The organism is Pseudomonas sp. P5_109 (assembly GCF_034009455.1).
In the GTDB taxonomy this organism is placed as follows: Bacteria; Pseudomonadota; Gammaproteobacteria; order Pseudomonadales; family Pseudomonadaceae; genus Aquipseudomonas.
The window spans coordinates 3,326,136-3,342,562 of the sequence record NZ_CP125380.1; the positions used below are offsets into that span (position 1 = coordinate 3,326,136).

Genomic DNA, 16,427 nt, shown 5'->3' on the forward strand with positions numbered 1-16,427 from the left:
CAATTAGAGCAGTCCGGCCTGTGTCATCAGCTCCACGGCTTTTTTACTGTCGAGTTTCGAAGCATCGACAGTTGGCGCATCGAGTTGCTGCAGAGGCACCAGTTTAGGGTTGGATTCAGCGCCTTTGCCCACGGCGTACTCAAACGACTTGCCGTTCTTCAGCACAGCCTGGCCATCCTTGCCGGTAATGTATTTGAGGAATGCCTGAGCTTGTTCTTTGTGTTTGCTGGAGGCGAGGACGCCGCCGCCGGAGATGCTAACAAAAGCGCCAGGGTCTTTGTGCTTGAAGTAGTACAGGGCGGTGTTTTTGCTGTTTTCGCCGGTCTTGGACTGATCGACCAGGCTGTAATAGTGGTAGATCACACCGCTGTCGATCTGCCCGGCATTCACGGCCTTGAGTACCGAGCTGTTGCCACGGTAGTTGGTGTAGTTGGTTTTCATCCCCTTGAGCCATTCCAGCGTGGCGGCTTCACCCTTTTGCTCCAGGATGGCAGCGACGATGGCCTGGAAGTCAGCACCGCCTGGCGACGCGGCCCAGCGGCCTTTCCAGCTTGGATCGGCCAGGTCCATGATCGATTTCGGCAGGTTTGCTTCCGTCAGTTTGCTCGGGTTGTAGACGAACACCGTGGAGCGTGCGGCGATTCCGATCCATTTGCCGTGGGCCGGGCGGTAGGCGGAGTCAACCTGCTCCAGCGTGGTTTTGTCGACCGGCGCAAACAGTCCGGCGTTGTCGACCAGCACCATGGCCGGGGAGTTTTCGGTCAGGAATACGTCCGCCGGAGAAGCTGCACCTTCCTGCACGATCTGGTTGCCCATCTCGGTGTCGTCGCCGTTGCGCAAGGTGACGGGAATACCGGTCTCCTGGGTAAAACCCTCGACCCAGGCCTTGGTCAGGCCTTCGTGTTGCGCGTTGTACACCACAATGCCGACGGAGTCAGCGGCATAGACCTGGCCGGCGCTCAGCAAAGCGGTGGCCAGCAGGGCTTTTTTCAAGAACGAAGGGATTTTCGGAATCATTCTGCGGGCTGCTCCTGGTGCATTTTTTGAGAGTCATGCGCATTGAAACGCCAGTTAACCAATGCGAATCGTTTGCATGTTTTGGATTGCAGGGAATGTAGAGATCCAAATGAGAAAATAACGTCAAAAAAACCGCTAATACATGTAATTGTCATTCAGATTAGCAGCACTGCGCCGACTATGGTTCTACTCGTCGATCAAACGATGTCGTCGATCAGGATATGGCGCTGTCCCCGGCTGCATGTTTCGATCCTGGCGTCGACCTTGTAGACCTCTCGCAGCATCTGCCCGGTGATCACTTCTTCGCAGGGGCCACTGCCTTTTGTCGTGCCCTCGGCGATGACCAATACCTGATCGGCAAAGCGTAGCGCCTGATTCAGGTCATGGATGGCGATGAACACGATCACCTCGCGCTTTCGCGCCAGTTCACGCATGAAGTTCAGTACCTGCACCTGGCGGTGCATGTCCAGGGCGCTGGTGGGTTCGTCCATCAGCAACACTTCGGGTTCGCGCACCAGGGTTTGCGCAATCGAGACCAGTTGCTGCTGGCCTCCACTGAGTTCGCCAAGGTTGCGAAAGGAGAGTTCGGTGATCGCCAGGGCGCCGAGGATCTGGTCCACCCGTTTCAATTCGTCGTCAGAAACGGTCCAGCCGGGCGTCAGTTGCTTGCGCGCCAGCAGTACCGATTCATAGACAGTCAGGCGCGCACTGGCATTCAGGCCCTGGGGCATGTAGCTGATGCCTTGCCGGCCTTTTTTCGAGTCTTGCAGGTTGACCCGGCCGGAACCGTCGATCAGCCCGGCCATGCGTTTGAACAGCGTGGACTTGCCGGCGGCATTCGGTCCGACCACGGCGACCACCTGGCCGCCGATAAAGGTCGATGTGGTAACGCCCGAAATGATCTCGCGCTGGCCGTAGCGGGCGCCGAGGTTCTCAAGTTGAATCTTCACCATGAGTTTTTCTTCCCGCCCAGAATCAGAGAAATGAAGAACGGCACGCCGATCAGCGACGTGACCACCCCGATCGGAAATATCGCACCCGGTATCAGGGTTTTACTGACCACTGAACTGGCGGACAGGATCAGCGCCCCGGTCAACAGCGATGCGGGCAGGAAGAAGCGCTGGTCTTCACCAATCAGCATCCGCGCGATGTGCGGACCGACCAGCCCGATAAAACCGATGGTGCCGACAAATGCCACCGGAAACGACGCCAGCAGGCTGACCATGATCAGCGTCTGAAAGCGCAGGCTACGCACGTTGATGCCGAAACTCGCGGCCTTGTCATCGCCCAGGCGCAGCGCGGTGAGTGCCCAGGCTCGTCGGGCGAAGATCGGCAGGGTGATCAGGATCACCAGGCAAATGACGCCAAGTTTGGGCCAGGTGGCTTTGGTCAGGCTGCCCATGGTCCAGAACACCACCGCTGCAACGGCTTGCTCGGTGGCAAAGAACTGCACCAGCGCCAGCAGTGCGTTGAAGGTAAACACCAGCGCAATCCCCAGCAACACGATGGTTTCGGCCGTAACGCCGCGGCGCATGCTCAGGAAGTGGATCAGCAGCGCCGACAGCATCGCCATGATGAACGCATTGACCGGCACCATGTATTGCGCCGCCAGGGGAAACAGCGCCACGCCGAAGGCCAGGCCCATGGCCGCGCCGAAACTGGCCGCGGCAGAGATGCCCAGGGTAAAAGGGCTGGCGAGGGGATTGTTGAGGATGGTCTGCATTTGCGCGCCAGCCAGGGACAATGCGGCGCCGACGGCCACGGCCATCAACGCCACTGGCAGGCGGATATCCCACATCACCACCCGCACTTGTGCCGGAGCGCTATCCGGCGAAAACAGTGCGCCCAGCACTTCACCCAGGCTGTAGCTCGCCGGTCCCAGCGCCAGGTCCAGCAGTACGCTGAACAGTAGCAAGGCGGCCAGCGCCACGAGAATCAAGCGTTTGCGCAACACCAGATGCCGATAGACGTCACGCTGTACCACCGGTGCTTCGCCGAGAGAGCTCATGGCGTGACCTCCGGGTTCTTCAGGCTGACAAAATAGCCCGGTTCGTAGGGCACTGGCAGAAAGCGCTCATGCAGTTCGCGAAACGAGGCGTCGGGGTCGAGGTCGGCAAACAGTTGCGGATGAAACCATTTGGCCAGTTGCTGAATGGCCACGAACTGGTAAGGGCTGTTGTAGAACTGATGCCAGATGGCGTGAAACGCCTGATCGTCCTGGGCTTTGATCCCGGCATAGGCAGGACGCCCGGTGTACCACGCCAGTTTGCTGCGCGCCTGGTTCAGGTCGGCGCCTGGCCCGACACCGACCCAGTGTCCGCCCGGTGCGAAGGCTTGCCAGTTGGCGCTGGTGACCACCACCTGATCCGGGTTGGCGACTACCACCTGTTCGGCGTTCAACTGGCCGAAGGTCGTGGGAATGATGCCTTTGGCGATGTTGTTGCCGCCGGCCATTTCGACAAAGCGTCCGAAGTTTTCGTCGCCGAAGCTCAGGCAGCAATCGTCGGTGTAACCGCCGATGCGTTCGATGAACACGTTTGGCCGCACGGGTTGGCGGGTCTCGATGAGCGAGGTGACCCGGCGAATCTGTTGGTTGCGAAAATCGATGAACGCCTCGGCGCGATCCTCCTTGCCAAACAGTTGGCCGAACAGGCGCATGGTCGGCTCGGTGTTTTGCATCGGGTTATTGCGAAAGTCGACATAGACCACCGGAATGCCCAGCGCATCGAGCTTTTCGATGTAACGGGCGTCTTCGGTGGCGTGCTGGGCTTCGATGTTGAGGATGATCACATCGGGTTGCTGGGAGATGGCCTGCTCGATGTCGAACGTGCCGTCTTCAAAACCGCCGAAGGTCGGGATTTTCGCAATGTCCGGGTATTTGCGCAGGTAAGCGCCGTAGGTATCCGGATCGGACTGGATCAGATCCTTGCGCCAGCCGACGATGCGCTGGATCGGGTTTTGGGTATCCAGCGCAGCCACCAGATACAACTGCCGGCCTTCGCCGAGTATCACCCGCCTGACCGGCACGTGAACCTTGACCTTGCGTCCCAGCAGGTCGGTCACGGTTACGATTGCCGGGTCTTGGGCGGCCGCTTCGGCAGGTCGCGGCGCCAGTGCAAGCGCCGCCATGCCCAGAAGCCCGACAAGCAAAAACGCAGCGAGGCTGCGTCGAGGTACAGATGCCATGGTTGAAACCTTTGCCAAAGGCCGGCCCGGACGGCGGCTCAGGTCGCTGTCCGGGGCCGGGCGTTTCAGAAGTCGACGGTGGCCGACATGAGCAGGGTGCGCGGCGCGCCCTGGGAGAACGCGCCGTAAGAGGCAACGCCGGACCAGTATTCACGGTCGAACACGTTCTGCACCGTCGCCCGGAACGTAGTCGGGTGCTCGGCGATACGCGTGGTGTAACGGGCGCCGGCATCGAAACGGGTCCAGGCGTCGAGCTCCTGGGTATTGGCCTGGTTGACGTACTGGCTGTCGGTGTAGATCGCACCACTGGTCAGGGTCAGGCCCTCGACCCACGGGGTATCCCATTCAGCCCAGAGGTTGGCCTGGACGTCGGGTACGCCCACTGGCTTGTTGCCACGGTTGGCGGGGGTGCCGGACTTGGTCAGTTCGGCGTCCAGCAGCGTGATGCCACCGAGCAGGCGAGTGCCCTGGGCGATTTCGCCGAACACATTCCACTCCACGCCGCGGTTACGCTGTTCGCCTTGCACCGAGAACACGCCGTCGGCCAGTTCCCCACTCGGTTTCTTGATCTGGAACAGGCTGAGGGTCGAGGTGAAGGTGCCGTAGTCGATCTTGACCCCGACTTCCTGCTGCCGGGAGATATAAGGCGCGAAGATCTCGCCCGAGTTCGAGGCGGTGGCCGGTGCGATGTCGCCTTTGCTCAGACCCTCGATGTAGTTGTAGTAGAACGAAACATGGTCCCAGGGTTTGACCACCACCCCGAACATTGGCGTGGTTTCGCTTTCGTCGTAGGACGTGGTGACGAAACCGGCCGTGTTGTAGTTGTCGGATTTGATGCTCTGGTTTCGCAATCCCAGGGTGACTTGCACGCGCTCGTCCAGCACCGACAGGGTATCGGCCAGCGCCACGCCGGACAGCTCGGTCTCTGACACTTTCGGTGTGTCAGGCGTTGCGATGCCCGGTTTCGGGCGATCGATCGGGTGGTAGATGTTGGACAGCACAGGTGGCCCGGAAATGATGCCGCGGGACAGTTCGTCACGGTAACGGGTGACCTGCAGGGTGGTGCTGTGGCTGATGGGGCCGGTGTCGAAGCGCAACCGGGCGCCGGCGTCGACGGTATAGCGTTCGACTTCGAACTTGTAGTAACCGGGAATCGAGGACGTGTCGCCGGCGCTGTTGAGGATGGTCGGGGTCTGGTCGGACATCCGTGACACGTCGGACTTGCCGCCACCGGCATGGGCGAACACGGTCAATGCGTCGTTGAGGTCGTACTCGCCGCTGAGCAGTGCCGACTTGTCGCGGGTTTCGGACCAGCCCCATTCCTGTGTGACGTTGGTGCGGCCGTTGGCGGCGGAGGGAATGTCGACGCCCTTGGCAATCAGGAAGGGGCGCGAAGGGGCGTCGAACTCCTCTTTCTGGCTGATCAGGTCCAGGGAGGTGCGCAGGCGTTCACCCTGGTAGTCCAGGGAGATGGCACCGATGTCGACGTCCCGGGATTGATCATCGATGGCGGTGTCGCCGGTTGCCGTACTGCCGTTGATGCGCACGCCGAACTCGCGGCCCTCGCCAAATCGGCGGCTGACGTCGATATGCCCGCCCACCTGGGAATTCATCGCGTAGTTGGCGGTAAAACGAGTCAGGTCCTCGTCCAGCGAGCGTTTGGGCACCACGTTGATCACGCCGCCGATACCGCTGTTGGGCGACATGCCGTAGAGCAGCGCGCCAGGGCCCTTGATCACCTCGATGCGTTCGGCATATTCGGTGAACACCCGGTAGTTGGGGGCGACTCCGTAGATACCGTCGAAGGCCAGTTCGCCGAGGTTGCCTTCACCCACCGGGAAGCCACGGATGAAGAACGAGTCCACCACGCCACCGGTCTGGCCGGTCGAGCGCACCGAAGAGTCGCGTTCCAGTACGTCGGCGACGGTGACCGCTTGTTGATCCCTTATCAGGGTCGAGGTGTAGTTGCTGACGCTGAAGGGCGCGTCCATCACATCGGTGTTACCCAGCATGCCGAGCCGGCCGCCACGGGCGACCTGTCCACCCGGGTACACCCCCGGCAAGCCGTCGCTGCGCCCATCGGTACCGTTGACCGTGGTGGCGCCAAGCGTCAGGGCACCCGCGCTGTCGGCCGGGCGACGCACCAGGGTGTAGCTGCCATCGTCGCGCGCAACGATTTGCAGATCGCTACCGGCCAGCAGCTTGCTGATCGCTTCCTGGGTCGAGTAGGTGCCGGACAGGCCGGGGCTGGTCAGGCCATCGGTCAGCGATGGCTGGAACGACAACGCAATGCCGGCCTCCACGGCAAATTTCGACAGGGTCGTACCGAGCGGGCCAGGGGCAATGTTGTAGGTTCGGCTGGCGCTGGCATCCAGTTGCGCGGGTTCGGCGGCGAGGGCGTACGGGCTGGCGACAGCGGTCAGGGCAAGGCTTAGCAGTGCGCTGCGGATCGCCAGTTTGAGTGAGCGATCCGAGCGCAGAGGGCGTGCAACGAACATGGAGTGATGACCCTTTCGACGAGGTTGAGAAGTTCTTCCTTTCCTTGCCAGCCGAGATCAGAAAAAGTATCACCCGCGCAGCAAATATTTTTTTGCATGGGGTCAGGCGGGGTAGAGCGTCACCCAGTAACCGCTCAAATGGCCGCTGGCGATGACCGGGTAGGTCTGCACCAGCATGTTCAGGGTGCGTTGGGTCTCACGGATGGGAAAGGCACCGGAGATCCGCAGATCGGCGATCGCCGGGTGGCAGCGCACGATGCCGCTGCGATAGCGCGCCAGTTCGATCACGAAATCCGCCAGTCGCAGGTTGTCGGCCATCAACATGCCTTGGCTCCAGGCGCTGACGGAGCGGTCGACGGGATTCACTTGGCCAAAGCTGCGCGACGAAAAATCGGTACGCTCTCCGGCATTGACGATCAAGGGCGCCGCACGACTGGCGTCGGACAAGCGGACGCTGACCGCGCCCTCGAGGACAGCGAGTTGGGTGCGGGTCGACAGTTCTCGCACAGTGAAACGGGTGCCCAGGGCCTGCATCAGCCCCTGTCGGGTGCTGACCAGAAACGGCCGCGCCTGGGGCAGGTTGTCGGCGGCGGTCTGCACCAGAATTTCCCCTTCGCGCAACCTGATCAAGCGTTGGTTGGCGTCATACAGCACATCGATGGCGCTGTCGGTGTTGAGGGTGATCTGCGACCCGTCGGCCAGGGTCAGTTGGCGTTGCTGGCCGACGGCGGTGCGGTAGTCGGCGGTCCACTGTTGCGCCTCCAGCAGCTTCCAACTGCCCCAGCCGACGGGCAACACCGCCAGAATCATTGCCAGTTTGCCCAGCGCCATCCGGCGTGCCGGGCTGCTCGGGCGGTCCAGTGCCGACATTGCCAGCGACGGCGGCAGCCCGCCAAGCTTGCTTTGCAGCAACTGCGCGCGCGACCAGGCTCGATGGCGCTCAGGCGTGCTGACCTGCCAGCACTCCCATTCGGCCCGTTCGGTTTCGTCGAGTTCGCCTTCACTCAGGCGGATCAGCCATTCGGCGGCTTCTTCGAGGGCCAGTCGATCGAGCTGGATATCACTGCGCAAAGTCGACATTCATTCCACCAGCAGCAGGCACTGCACGAAGGCTTGCTTCATGTAGCGTTTGACGGTGATCAGTGAAACCCCCAGTTGTCCGGCGATATCGTCGTACTTCAGGCCGCTGATCTGCGATAGCAGGAATGCCCGTTTGACCAGCGGCGGCAAGGCGTCGAGCATCGCGTCGACTTCATGCAGGGTTTCCAGCACGATCAAACGCAGTTCGGGGGACGGCACTTCAGGCGCGGGCAACAACACCAGGGCGTCGAGGTAGGCGCGCTCCAGTGCCTTGCGCTGGTACCAGTTGACGAGAATGCCCTTGGCCACGCAACTCAGGTAGGCCCGGGGTTGATCGATGACCGCTACCCGCGAAGCCAGGATGCGGGTGAAGGTGTCCTGCGTCAGATCCGCCGCATCCATGGCGTTGCCCAGTTTTTTCCGTAATGTGGCGTACAGCCAGCCGTGATGGCCGCTATAGAGCGCTTCGATCACGGCCAGGTGGTTGTTGTGGGGTGCGGTGAGGGCGTCGCTCATGGATGAGTTTTTTGTAATTGAGAAGTATTCCCAATGCTAATGGACAGTCTGCCTCCGACGCAAGTGCGATCCTGCCGGGTCAGTCGCCGGTAGCGGTCTCGCCCGACGGCATGGGCGTGCCGCGAGTGCGCAGGGCGACGATGGGAATCAAGGCCAGCAGATAAGCCGCGCAAACGAACAGGTAGGTGTACTGCAAGCCATACACCTGGCTGAGCAGCCCGCCAATCGAGATGCCGGCGATGGACGCCAGTTGCACGGCGCTTTGCGCGACTCCCATCACATAACCTTGTTGACCATTGCCAGCGGCTTTTGAAATCTGCGTCATCAGCACCGGTGTGGTCGCCCCCAACAACACGCCCCAGAAGAAATAGGCACCGACGAACACGAACGGTTGGCGGGTGATGGCGGCAACGGCGCTCAGGCCGGCGCAGCCGATGATGATGTAAGTGAGGCGGTGCAGCGTCTGCTGTCGGCTCCTGTTTTCGAAATACCGTGCCCAGGGGCTAGCCGACAGGATGAAACCCAGCGCCAGCAAGCCGTAGCACAGGCCCACCAGCGAATGACTGACCTGGAAAACCGAGCTGACATACAGCGCGAACGAGGTTTGCGGGAGCATCCGCGCCAGCAACAGGATGCCCATGACACCCAGCAGCGGCAGCAGCGGCGAACGTCGCCAGAGACTGCCTGACCGATTGGACTGCGGGGCTGCATTCGCCACGGGCGCTTTCGCAACAGGCGGCACATTCGGCAGGGTCAGCGCCGCCACCACGGTGCACACCGCGCACAACGCCGAGGCGCTGAGATTGATCCAGAAAAACGTCGCGTAATCGAGAATCAGCCCGCCGACCACCGCGCCGAGCAAGGAGCCGACATTGGTCGAAATCTGCAGAATGGCGAACAACCGAGCCCGCCGCGCCGGCGCTTCGATGCTCACGCCATAGGCCTGGGCCGGGGCAATGTAGCCAGCGAACGCGCCCTGCAAAAAACGCAATAGCAGGATCACCCAGATATCGCTGCACAGGGCCAGGCCAAGCTGCGTCAAGGACAAACCGGCCAGTGCGCGGATCATCATCAGCTTGTGTCCATGGCGGTCACCGATGCGTCCCCAGAACGCGCTGGTGAGCATGATGCCCAGCATGGGGCCGATGTACACGGCGATGCTGGCGAAGCTGAACAGCGCTTCGGAGTCGGTCAGCCCACGCAGGTACAGGGGCCAGAACGGGCCGCTCATTTCCATTGCGCCCATGGAGACAAGCTGGATCGTGAACAAGAGATAAATCAGGATCCTGACGCTCGATCCCTGGAACGTACCTGCAAGGGGCATTGACGGCTCTCGGTGGTTGAACACTGTCGACGGATGACGCGAAGAGTACCGGCCTTGGCGCTGTGCTGAACACCCCGGAAGCGAAGATCGGCTTGATTGCACCGGGCGCAAACGACAAAACCCGAGAGGCCGGCCGGGCTTCTCGGGTTTTTTTTCGTCCCGGCAATCAGGGCTGGATTTGCGGGAAAATCAGGACTTGCAGGTTGCCGCGCTGATAACGCTTGCCGTCGATGGGCAACGCTTCGACTTCCTGAATCTCATCGACGCTGTTGACCCGCATCACCACCCCGACCGAGCCCTTTTTACGCGCCTCGGTCATCCATCGCCCGACGTCTTGCAGGGTCACAATGCGCGAGGCGGCAGCGGGATCCTGGAGGCCGTATTTCATTTCACCGACGACATTGTAGAGCGCCACCTCCGGTCGCCTGGTCAGCCACGACAAGGCCGATGCCGCCCCCAGGTCGTTGCTCAGCAACGAGGTAGTCTGGTTCAAGCTGTCCAGATGCTCGGAGATAAACCGGTCGGGCATCTTGCTGTCGACGATCTGGCTCGGCATGGCGGCGGGAAGCAGTGCTACCAGTAGCCAGATGCCGAGGGCCGGCATCGCCCATAACGTCAATGGCCGCAGGATTTGCAGGGCGTTGGCGATGATCCAGCCCAGCAGCACGATGAGTCCCAGGGACAGGCTGAACATCTCGCTATTGGCGAAAATCTCCTGGCGCAGTTGCAGGTACAGCAAGGCCGCCAGGGCCGCCGTGGCAATGATGACGTTGAGCCACCCGTTCACACGAATCGTCCGCCCCTGTGCTCGCTGCAGCAGGCCGGTCAGTGCATCCCCCATCAACAGTGCCAGTGGCAACAGGCACGGCATGATGTAGGTCGGCAACTTGCCGCTGCTCATGCTGAAAATCGCCAATGGCAGCAACAGCCAGAGCAGGAGAAAGCCGCTGACGGGCTGATGCTTGTGTTTCCAGGCCCGGATGAATGTCGCCGGCAACAACGCCGTCCAGGGCAGGACAGAAACGCCCAGCATCGGCAGGTAAAACCACCACGGGCGGGCGTGTTGCGCATTGTCGGCGGCGAAGCGGCGTACGTGCTCGTTCCAGAAGAAGAAATTCCAGAAGTCCGGTTCCTGATAATGAATGGCCAATGCCCAGGGCAAGCAGACTGCCGTGGCAACCACAACAGCCAGTGGCCCGTAACGCAACAGCTCACCCATGCGACGCTGCCAGAGCATATAGGGCAGGGCGATGACCGCCGGCAGCAGCCAGGCCAGAAAGCCCTTGGTCATGAAGCCCATGCCGCAGGCAATGCCCAGGATAGCCCAGGCACCCAACCGGGCACGCGTGGTGCGGCTGTCGATGGCAAACCACAGGGAGACCAGGCTCAGGTTGACCCACAGGGTAAACTGCGGATCGAGGTTGGCGTAGCCGGCCTGGCCGGCAATCAGCCCGAAGCTCATGTACAACAGGGCGCAGGCAAAGCTGGTTCGATGATCGTTCCAGAGCCGGCGGGCAATCAGCCAGGTCAACCACACGCTCAGCCCGCTACTCAGCGCCGAGGCGATACGGACCCCGAACAGATTGTCGCCAAACACGGCCTGGCCGAAGGCAATCATCCAGTAGCCGGCAATGGGTTTTTCGAAGTAACGAAGGCCCATCAAGTGCGGCGAGATCCAGTTCCCGCCCTGCAGCATGTCCTGGCTGATCTGGGCATAACGGGTTTCGTCGGGAATCCACAGGCCGTGGCTCATCAGCGGCAGCAAGTAGAACGCCATGAATGCCAGTACCAGGGCGAACAGCATCCAGCGCTCGTTGCCAGGTGTCGTCGGGACGTGCAGGCGGGATGAATGACCAATAAAATCTGGCAGTGGCTGATTTGACGTCATGTCTCGACCTTGGCGCTGAAAACGTTGATTGAAAAGTGATGTGCAACTTGCATGAGAGAAAGGCGGGATGATATTGAACGCCGAGAAGTTGATTCGTACTTCTCGCCGTTTGTTCAGCTGTTATTCAGTCAACTTCGAAGTAACTTGCTACCAAAGTTGTCGTTGCGTAATGACTCAGTCTTTTACTTGCAGCAGGGTATTCCAGTCCTCGGCATTCACGATGCCGAGTACTTGCAGTTGTCCGTTTCCATCGATGCGGACAAACAACGCACTGCCATACTCGGCATCCTTCGCCGCATGTTTCAGGCCGGCCTGCTTTTCAAAGTCAGCGATGCAGCCACTATGGGTCACCAGCACCAGGTTGCGGTGGGCCACCTTGTGCGCCACGACATCGTTACGCAGGGTCGTGCCGCAGGTCGCCAGCCATACCTGGGTCTGAGGGTCACTGTTAAACATGTAATGCGCGGTCTGCACGGTGCGCGTCACCGGGCTGGTCAGGATGTCGGTCTGCTTCAGACCCAGGCGTGCCAGGCCTTGGCCAACACCGGCGGCCGCTTCACTGCCGACACGGGTAATGCCGTCAGCCGGACCCAGGCAAGGATTGTCGGAGCGGTCGCACCGCTCGGTATGACGAACCAGCACCGCGATCTCGCCGGCACTCCATTGTTGCAGCAGTTGGGCCCGGGCTTGCGTACCTTCCTGGGCCAGATTGTTCGGGGATTTCGGCCACAGGACAAAACCGGTGACCAGCACGGCGACAGTCAGTGCAGCCATGGCGACGACCGATTTAGACAGACCTGAAGACGGTTTACGCGAGACGGAATTAAACAAGTGTGTCCACCAGTTGGGGGCGCCAGGGAATATGCGGTTAAACAAAACCTGGAACAGCACAATAGATATCCGCCGAAATCTGCTTCGGTGAATTAATTGCATGCCAAGTTAAATGTGCGCAGGTGTCGGAACGGTGAACGGAATGTGAAAAAGTTGCTGAGGGGGGTTGCAGCGGGTAATTAGTCAACTACTGGGAATTGTTATCTTTTGCTCTTGCGTGGGATGGCAGCACGAAGCAGAGAGGACTGAATGGATGGGATTAACGGCGAACGGGTCGCCGTTAATCCGTGAGGCAGGAAAAAAGCCTTCAGGGCTAAGTGCAACTCGGCTGTGATCTGGTGGCAGCCTGGCTGATCAGTGCGGCCAGGCGTTTGACATTGTTTTGCTGGGCCAGTACCAGGTCGTCGATGGTTGGGCCTGACGGCGTTTGCAAGGTACTGCGGCAAATCACCCGTGCCTTGTCGCCTGTGTCGGCACTGCGCAGGCGCCATTTCACGTCCATCAGCGCGTATTGACCGGGGACCGAGTCAAAACGCTGCACATCGACCCGCACCGAGTGCTTGCCTTGTACAGGACTGTTGCTCAGTTGATCGGCCAGCGCACTGCGCAATTCGTCCACCAGGGTCGCGCCCCACCATTGGGTTTCCAGGATCGCCAGGCCACTGTTGCCTTCGCGAATGACGATCTGCGCACGATCGACCTGGGGCGGCACGCTGACCGTCTCGATCTGGATCACCCCGACGGTGGCCCTTGAGTGATCGCCCACCTGCGTCGGGGTCAGGGTGTGGAAGTGAATCGGCTCACTGCGGCAAGCGGCAAGCAGCAACAGCGCGGTGACCAGGGTGAACTTCAGCGGAAAAGCCATGGGTGATGCTCCTGTGTTCAATTGCGCGGCGGCCCTTGCAGATCCAGCGGCGCGGCATTGTTCGGACGGCCGCGAATCAGCGATTCCGGATGCCGTCCCAGGTAATCCGAAAGATCACGCAAGGATCTCGACGTGCGTCCCAGTTCATCCAGGGTCTGCCCCAGTTTTTCCCGTTGCGGCGAGTCCTCGGCCAAGGTCGAACTGGCGGATTGCAGGGTCGAATTGGCCGTTTCCAGCGTCCTGCTTAAGTCCGACAGAGTGGTTTGCACGCCAGGCAAGACCTTGCCGTTGAATTGCATCATGCCCTTGCGCAGTTCGACGAGATTGCCATCGAGATTGCCGGCGATACGCTCGATCGGCAGTTTGTTGATCTTGTCGACCATGGATTCGAGTTTTTCCTGCAATTGCTCGAGGCTGCCCGGAATGGTCGGGATGACGACCGGGCGTGCGGTTGCATCGAAAGCGACTTTTTCTGCCTTGGGGTAGAAGTCCAGGGCAATGTACAACTGACCAGTCAGGAAGTTGCCGGTGCGGGCCTGGGCACGCAGGCCGTTGTCGATAAAAGTGCCGATCAGCCGCACGCCAGCGGCTTCGTCATTGGGGTCATGCTTGAGCGCCTTGAGCATTTTGATGTGGGCCTGACCCAGGCGTTGCGGGTAAATCACGATGCCGACGTTGATCGGGAAGGAGCGTTTTTTCTCGTCGTAATCCAGATTGACCGCCACCACCTTGCCGATTTCGACACCGAGGAATTCCACCGGAGCATCGACCTTGAGCCCGCGCAGTGCCTGGTCGAAACGCATGGCCAGGTACTGCGGCTTGCCGTTTGGCGGGGCGAGGGCGGTCTGCTGGTCTTCGAACAGTTCGTAGGCGTACTCCGCGGCGGCAGGTTTATCGTCAGGGCTGTAGTCGGGTGCGCGGAAGGCAATGCCGCCCACCAGCAGGGAGGACAACGATTCGGTCTTGACCGCAAAACCGTTGGCGCCGACGTTTACGTCGATGCCGCTGGCGTTCCAGAAACGGGTATTTTCGGTGACGTATTTGTCGTTGGGGGCATGGATGAACAGCTCGATGTTCACGCCCTTGCCATCGGGGTCCAGCGCATAGGCCACCACCTGACCTACCGGGATCTTGCGGTAGTAGACCGGGGAGCCGATATCCAGCGATCCCAGGTCCTGGGTGAACAGGGTGAAACGCTTGCCCGGCTCGCCGTAGGTGATGGGTGGCGGGTTTTCCAGACCCTTGAAGTTTTTCGCGCGGCCGTTGGCCTGGCCGATATCGGCACCGATGTAGTCGCCCGACAGCAGCGTATCGATACCGGACACTCCGCCAGCGCCAATGCGCGGGCGCACGACCCAGAACTGCGAGTCTTCACGGGTAAAGCTTTCGGCCTGCTTGGCCAGTTTGATGGTGGCGTTGACACTCTTCTGGTCATTGGCCAGCTCCACATCGGAGACATGACCGATCACGACATTGCGGTATTTGACCTCGGTCTTGTTCGCGGTCAGGCCGTCCCCGGTCTTGAACGTGACAACGATGGTCGGGCCTTGCTGCAAAATGCTGTGAACCACCAGCGAAATACCCACCAGCACCGCTACGATCGGCACGATCCAGACCAGCGAAACGCTGAAACGGCGGGTCTTGATCGGTGCCTGCCCGGGGGCTTGCGGCCCGTCAGTGGCTTGTGACTTCATCCGTGACCTCCTCATTGTGTGGGTTTTCCCGTTCTTTATCCCAGATCATGCGGGGATCGAAACTCATTGCCGAGAGCATGGTGAACACCACCACCAGTCCAAAAAACAGGATGCCCGGGCGCGGCTCGATGTCGGCCAGGGCCTGGAATTTCACCAGCGAGGCCACCAGGGCGACCACGATCACATCGAGCATCGACCAGTAGCCGATGACTTCGACGAAGCGGTACAGCGTCGAGCGCTCTTTTCGTGCCCACTCGCTGTCCCGTTGTACGGTCACCAGCAGCAAGGTGATGGCAACGAACTTGATGCCCGGCACCGCGATACTGGCAATGAAGATGATCAGGGCGATGTCCCAGGCCCCGGCTTCCCAGAACTCCAGCACACCGCTCATGATCGTGCTGTCGGCACCGTTGCCGACCATCTGGGTGTTCATCACCGGCAACAGGTTGGCCGGGATGTAGAACACCAGCGCCGCGATCATGTAGGCCCAGGTGCGGGTCAGTGAATTGGATTTGCGTCGGTGCAGCGGCGCACCGCAGCGCTCGCACTCGTGGGGGGCGCCGGTCATGTCACAGGCCAGGCCACAGGTGTGACACAGGCACAAGTTGAGCTCGTCGGCGTAGGGAGGCGTACTCATACAAGGTCCCATAGTTCGCGGATGTCGCGCCCGGCGATGCGGATCATCATCAGGCTCAGCGCAGCCAGGGCGAACAGCCCTATGCCGGGCAGCACGTCGAGCAGGCCGGCGAGCTTGATCACCGCGACCATGGCGCCCAGCAGGCAGACTTCGAGCATGCTCCAGGGCCTCAGGGTTTCCAGCCAGCGCATGCAGAATTTGAAGCCCGGCGAGCGTCGCCCGGAGAGGGCGAAGCCCAGCACCCAGATCAGCAGCAACAGCTGGAAAATCGGCGCGATGATCATGGCGATCGCCGCCACCATGGCGATGAAGGTAATAGGCCCCAGGCTCAGGGCCAGCACCGAGTCCCAGAGCGTTGCGCTGTTCTTCACGCCTTTGAGGTTGATGCTCATCACCGGATAGAAATTGGCGAATACCCAGAGCATCAACGCGGTGAAGGTCAACGCAAGACGCTGTTCCACCGTAAGGCCGTTATAGCGCTGAAGCACGCCGCCGCAGCGCGTGCACAGGGTTTTTTGATGTTTGGCGAGCGTAACTTTTTCATACACGCTGTCGCAGTGCTCGCAGATGATCAGCTGATCAGTAGTTGCCATGGGCCAAGCTCAACAGAAGGCAGGGAATTCAGAGCACCCCCTCAATATAGAAGTGACTCGCGATTGAGCAAATCGAAAGTCGCAACCTGAGCACTCCGCCGCGGGCGCGACCTACGGTATTGCAGACGAAGCAGGCGACGAACGACTTCGAAATTCGCTGCACGCACTGCGCGTTATGAATACAACCGTACTAGGCTGTTTCGGGTGCCTTGAGTAGCAACAGGCGTTTCATTGTTTGAGTCGTTGAGCACCTGGAACTAAGCAGGGGGCATGGTTTGGGGTAACTCACCAGGGTCCG

14 protein-coding genes are annotated in these 16,427 nt (G+C 60.6%); all 14 read right to left on the minus strand.

What is annotated here, in order from left to right; translation table 11 throughout:
• Positions 1–3: 3 nt before the first annotated feature.
• A complete protein-coding gene (locus QMK54_RS15010) occupies positions 4–1,017 on the minus strand; it encodes an iron ABC transporter substrate-binding protein (RefSeq protein ID WP_320402827.1) in 1,014 nt (337 codons plus the stop codon).
• A gap of 197 nt (positions 1,018–1,214) precedes the next feature.
• Positions 1,215–1,970, minus strand: a complete 756-nt coding sequence (locus QMK54_RS15015) for an ABC transporter ATP-binding protein (protein ID WP_320402828.1) — start codon at positions 1,968–1,970, stop codon at positions 1,215–1,217.
• Entirely contained in the window at positions 1,964–3,025 is a 1,062-nt protein-coding gene (locus QMK54_RS15020) for an iron ABC transporter permease (RefSeq protein WP_320402829.1), read from the minus strand. The genes QMK54_RS15015 and QMK54_RS15020 overlap by 7 nt, the downstream gene beginning before the upstream one ends.
• Entirely contained in the window at positions 3,022–4,203 is a 1,182-nt protein-coding gene (locus tag QMK54_RS15025; protein ID WP_320402830.1) for an ABC transporter substrate-binding protein, read from the minus strand. Before QMK54_RS15025 ends, QMK54_RS15020 begins: the two co-directional genes overlap by 4 nt.
• A 65-nt stretch (positions 4,204–4,268) precedes the next feature.
• Positions 4,269–6,701: a TonB-dependent receptor gene (locus QMK54_RS15030; RefSeq protein WP_320402831.1), complete on the minus strand. Its 2,433-nt coding sequence runs from the start codon at positions 6,699–6,701 to the stop codon at positions 4,269–4,271.
• Between the two features lie 102 nt (positions 6,702–6,803).
• A complete protein-coding gene (locus tag QMK54_RS15035) occupies positions 6,804–7,781 on the minus strand; it encodes a FecR domain-containing protein (RefSeq protein WP_320402832.1) in 978 nt (325 codons plus the stop codon).
• Complete coding sequence (locus tag QMK54_RS15040; RefSeq protein ID WP_320402833.1) at positions 7,782–8,297, minus strand: sigma-70 family RNA polymerase sigma factor; 516 nt, start codon at positions 8,295–8,297, stop codon at positions 7,782–7,784.
• Positions 8,298–8,376: 79 nt separating this feature from the next.
• Entirely contained in the window at positions 8,377–9,621 is a 1,245-nt protein-coding gene (locus QMK54_RS15045; protein WP_320402834.1) for an MFS transporter, read from the minus strand.
• Between the two features lie 166 nt (positions 9,622–9,787).
• Complete coding sequence (gene arnT / locus QMK54_RS15050; RefSeq protein WP_110659160.1) at positions 9,788–11,509, minus strand: lipid IV(A) 4-amino-4-deoxy-L-arabinosyltransferase; 1,722 nt, start codon at positions 11,507–11,509, stop codon at positions 9,788–9,790.
• A gap of 174 nt (positions 11,510–11,683) precedes the next feature.
• The gene (locus tag QMK54_RS15055; RefSeq protein WP_110659158.1) at positions 11,684–12,340 is read right to left on the minus strand and encodes a histidine phosphatase family protein; all 657 of its coding nucleotides are present in this window, start codon (positions 12,338–12,340) and stop codon (positions 11,684–11,686) included.
• A gap of 313 nt (positions 12,341–12,653) precedes the next feature.
• Positions 12,654–13,205, minus strand: a complete 552-nt coding sequence (locus QMK54_RS15060; RefSeq protein ID WP_110659156.1) for a membrane integrity-associated transporter subunit PqiC — start codon at positions 13,203–13,205, stop codon at positions 12,654–12,656.
• A gap of 17 nt (positions 13,206–13,222) precedes the next feature.
• Positions 13,223–14,899, minus strand: a complete 1,677-nt coding sequence (locus tag QMK54_RS15065) for an intermembrane transport protein PqiB (RefSeq protein WP_110659155.1) — start codon at positions 14,897–14,899, stop codon at positions 13,223–13,225.
• Entirely contained in the window at positions 14,880–15,536 is a 657-nt protein-coding gene (locus QMK54_RS15070) for a paraquat-inducible protein A (protein ID WP_223596184.1), read from the minus strand. Before QMK54_RS15070 ends, QMK54_RS15065 begins: the two co-directional genes overlap by 20 nt.
• A complete protein-coding gene (locus tag QMK54_RS15075) occupies positions 15,533–16,129 on the minus strand; it encodes a paraquat-inducible protein A (RefSeq protein ID WP_320402835.1) in 597 nt (198 codons plus the stop codon). Before QMK54_RS15075 ends, QMK54_RS15070 begins: the two co-directional genes overlap by 4 nt.
• Positions 16,130–16,427: the final 298 nt, after the last annotated feature.